Raw genomic sequence first — 4,076 nt, 5'->3', positions numbered from 1 at the left:
GAGCTCGCGGCGCTGGTCATGACACAGGCCGCGGCGCTCGCCGAGACGCTAGCGAGGCTGGCCGGGACCGAGGCCGCGCTGGAGCGGGCGAACAGGGAGATCGAGGCGCTGCGCGCCCAGACCGGGAAGAACTCGAAGAACTCCCCGAAGCCACCGAGTTCGGACGGGCTGGCCAAGCCGGACGCGCCGAAGTCGCTGCGCACGAAGAGCAACCGCAGGCCCGGTGGGCAGGACGGGCACCCCGGCTCGACGCTTGCGATGACCGCCACCCCGACCCGGACGGTGGCCCACGAGCCGCCGGCGTGCGCAGGCTGCGGGGGGACGGCAACGGCCTGGTAGATAGCCTTTCTGCGCCGCGGTGGGGGTGGCGGTCTGGGTAACCGTGCCGGCGGGGCCGGCCAGGGTGACCTGCATGATCCGGCCGGCCTGGCGGCGGATAGCGAGCCATGTTTGCCCGGACCGGCGTTCGGCGGCCCGGGTGAGGAGCAGGGCGAGCCAGCAGGGCAGGACATGGGCGCGGATGCGGTGTTCGAGCCGGTGGAACAGGAGCTCGGCCTTCACCTTCGCCCGGTCGAGGGCCAGCCGGCCGGTCGCGGTCCTGGCGGCGCTGCTCGCCGGTGCGGGCCAGCTCCTCGTCTGTACAGAATGCGCAAAAAGCTGTCTATTCACAAAACTTGCTAGTTTTCCGGCTCGTTCGTAGCATTCACTGCTGTGCGATCTGCGTGCCAGCCCCACGGGGGTGACACACCGCCGCCGGCGGTTTCTTTCGCCGTAACCAGCGGCCCCTCACCGCCGGTCCTGATCCGCAGAATGCGCAAAAAACCATTTATTCACAAAACTTGCCAACTTGCCGACTAGTCCGTAACATTTTCGAAGGGCGGCAAGGCCTACCGGTCGGAAGATCTACGACCAGCGTGTGAGAGAGAGGTGGAATAATCATGAGCAGCACAGGCAGCTCGGATCCATTGGGCTATCCCGATGCGCGTGGTTTCCTGCCGAACGCTCTGGGAGTGTGGCGGCTCGACTCGTTCGACATCACCAACCGTAACGGAAATGTTCTCGAGAGGCCCATGGGTGCCCACCCGGGCGGCCTACTGGTCTACCGGGAAGACGGCTACATGTCCGTGCACATATGCGACCCGCGGGATGGCACCGCGGTCCCTGAACGCAGGGATGGATCGCGTGTCGATGTCGAGTCGATCTCCATGAGCACCTCGTTCTTTGGGTACTGCGGGTCTTACCACCTAACTGGCAGGCAGGTCATTCACCGGGTGCGGGCAGCATCTGTTCCCAGGTGGATCGGAGAGGACCTGGTTCGTGATTTCACGCTGCAAGGGGACACGTTGACACTGTCTTGCCCGGCGCAGGAGGACGAGGACGCCTCGGACATCCGGGTCCCACTCCTGACGTGGAGGCGAGTCCGGCCCGCGGAATCGCCGGAAGGTGCGACCGTCGCCCCATCGCGGCCACCGCTGGACGGCAGGTAGGAATTCTGTCATGACGGGCGCACACGCTGAGGAGTCGAAATGAAATAACTTGCGCGTTTCGAACCCTCCACAGGCCTGTGACCTGCGATGATGCTCTCGATCGCGTATTTGTTACTTCATTACGTCCCCTGACCGCACCGATTTGAGCCGGCGCGCACTATCCGTCGGTCTTCCTGCTGGTCGATTCAGCGATCGGGCCCGGGGCGAAGATCGGAATGATCGAATGTCGGTCGTGTTCCTGCACGCCAACGCGGGATCGGCGGCAAGAGAAGGGGTGGGCGAACAGTGGACAAAGTCGTCCCAAGTGCAGCTAAGGCGATCGACGATATCCGTGACGGAGCATCGTTGGCGGTGGGTGGGTTCGGGGTGTGCGGCATCCCGAGCACGCTGATCGAGGCGTTGCTGAACGCCAATGTCACCGATCTCGAAATCGTCAGTAACAACTGTGGGGTCGACGGCTGGGGGCTGGGTGTGCTCCTGGACGCCGGCCGCATCCATCGCCTGATCGGATCCTATGTGGGGGAGAACAGGGAGTTCGAGCGGCAGTTCCTCGGCGGGGAATTGGAGGTCGAGCTCATTCCCCAGGGGACGCTGGCCGAACGGCTGCGGGCCGGCGGGGCGGGGATCCCGGCTTTCTATACTCCGGCGGGGGTGGGGACCCAGGTTGCCGACGGCGGTCTGCCGTGGCGGTATGACGGGGCCGGTGGCGTTGCGCTCCCGTCGCCGTCGAAGGAGACCCGGGAATTCGACGGGGTCCGCTATGTGCTGGAGCGGGCGATCGTTTGCCAGTTCGCGTTGGTCCATGCTTGGAAGGGCGACCGGCATGGCAACCTCATATACCGGGGGAGCGCCGCGAACTTCAACCCGTTGTGCGCCGCCGCGGGCAGGGTGACGATCGCCGAGGTGGAGGAGCTCGTCGAACCCGGCGAGCTCGACCCGGCCGAAATCCACACCCCCGGCATCTTCGTGCAGCGCGTCGTCCACGTCCCCACCACCGAAAAGCGGATCGAGAAGAGGACGGTGAGTTCCCGATGAGCTGGACCCGCGAGCAGATGGCTAAACAGGTGGCCGCCGAGCTGACCGACGGCCAGTACGTCAATCTGGGCATCGGCCTGCCGACCCTGGTAGCGAACCATCTCCCACCCTGTGTCACGGTCATCTTGCACAGCGAGAACGGACTCCTCGGCGTCGGCCCCTTCCCCTACGACGACGAGGTCGACCCCGATCTGATCAATGCGGGCAAACAGACCGTCACGCTCCTGCGCGGAGCCAGCACCTTCGACTCAGCGACGTCATTCGGCATGATCCGCGGCGGGCACGTCGACGTCGCAATCCTGGGTGCTATGCAGGTGTCCGCCGCCGGGGACCTCTCCAACTGGATGATCCCCGGAAAGATGGTCAAGGGCATGGGCGGCGCCATGGACCTAGTCCACGGTGCCCGGCGGGTCGTCGTGATGATGGAGCATGTTGCCCGGGACGGCAGCCACAAGCTCCTCGACGAGTGCACGCTGCCGCTGACCGGACAGGCCTGTGTGCATCGCGTCATCACCGACCTGGCAGTGATCGACATCGAGCCCGGCATCGGCCTGATCCTGCGGGAGACCGCGCCCGGCGTCACCATGGACGACGTCCGCGTGGCCACCACACCCAACCTCACGATCGCTCTTAGGTGACCGGTTGTTCGGCGTTCCGGGCCGCGGCGGCGTCGCCGTGATCCGGTCTACGCCTGGGTGCTGCTGTCTTCCGTAATAGTCCGCGGCTGGACCGTTACGGAGGCGTTCAGACCTAGATCCGCCAGTAGGGCGGGGATGGTGGTCGACTGTTGACCCGTGGGACGTGAACGGGTGCCTGTCGCGCAGGGAGCATAGGGGCCACCACACCAACACGACATCCCAGACGAAAGGCACCCGTCAGGTGACGGGTATACGCAGCACCGGGTCGTCGCGGAAGCCGGCCACGAAGCGGGCGGGACGGCGCCGACGGCGCCGGTCCCTGGCGGGGCAGGGCCAGCTGACGCTGGCTCCCGAGGGCGTGGCCGACCACGCCCTCGCGGTCAGCTTCATAGTCACGAATATCCCCACGAACGAGCCCGACGGGATCGTCGGCCTCGAGTGCTGGTTCCGCTCCTGCCAGCGGCGGGTCTACGGACCAGGCAAGCAGGGCGCGGCGTTCGGCCACACCAAAATCACGGTACGGTCGCTGCTGGTCCGCGGGTTGAACGCGCTGGTCGGGACCGTGTCCGCTCCGAATTTCTCCTTAGGGGACGTAATGAAGTAACAAATACGTGATCGAGAGCATCATCGCAGGTCACAGGCCTGTGGAGGATTCGAAACGCGCAAGTTATTTTATTTCGACTCCTTAGCAGTGGGCGGCATAACATATTGCGATGGTCGGCAGATTCTCATAATGAGCAAAAAACGAAAAATGCACCGCCCCGAGTTTTTTAGAGACCGGGACGGTTCAGGAGCGAAATATTCACGAAATCACGAGATGCCTTGCAGGCGCCCTGGACTACTCGTAGAATTTAGGCCATGCGCTCCTCCTATCAACCCAGCGATAAGGCACCAGTGTCGGCGAACTCCCTGTAAA

5 protein-coding genes are annotated in these 4,076 nt (G+C 64.5%); all 5 read left to right on the top strand.

The features are described from left to right. The coding region (locus tag AC08OU_RS22330) for a DUF6444 domain-containing protein (RefSeq protein WP_476605703.1) at positions 1-339 on the top strand (339 nt) is incomplete at its 5' end. A gap of 599 nt (positions 340-938) precedes the next feature. After that, on the top strand, positions 939-1,487 hold the full coding sequence (locus AC08OU_RS22325; protein ID WP_476602034.1) for a lipocalin-like domain-containing protein: 549 nt from the start codon (positions 939-941) through the stop codon (positions 1,485-1,487). Positions 1,488-1,772: 285 nt separating this feature from the next. Then, the gene (locus AC08OU_RS22320; protein ID WP_476602033.1) at positions 1,773-2,522 is read left to right on the top strand and encodes a CoA transferase subunit A; all 750 of its coding nucleotides are present in this window, start codon (positions 1,773-1,775) and stop codon (positions 2,520-2,522) included. Beyond that, complete coding sequence (locus AC08OU_RS22315) at positions 2,519-3,160, top strand: CoA transferase subunit B (RefSeq protein ID WP_476592484.1); 642 nt, start codon at positions 2,519-2,521, stop codon at positions 3,158-3,160. The genes AC08OU_RS22320 and AC08OU_RS22315 overlap by 4 nt, the downstream gene beginning before the upstream one ends. Before the next feature lie 241 nt (positions 3,161-3,401). Beyond that, positions 3,402-3,764, top strand: coding sequence for a hypothetical protein (locus AC08OU_RS22310; RefSeq protein ID WP_476602032.1), 363 nt, complete (start codon positions 3,402-3,404; stop codon positions 3,762-3,764). The last annotated feature ends 312 nt before the right edge of the window (positions 3,765-4,076 follow it).

The organism is Frankia sp. CcMO1, assembly GCF_977945845.1.
The sequence above is the reverse complement of the archived record's forward strand: the minus strand, read 5'-3'. Positions and strand labels throughout refer to the sequence as shown.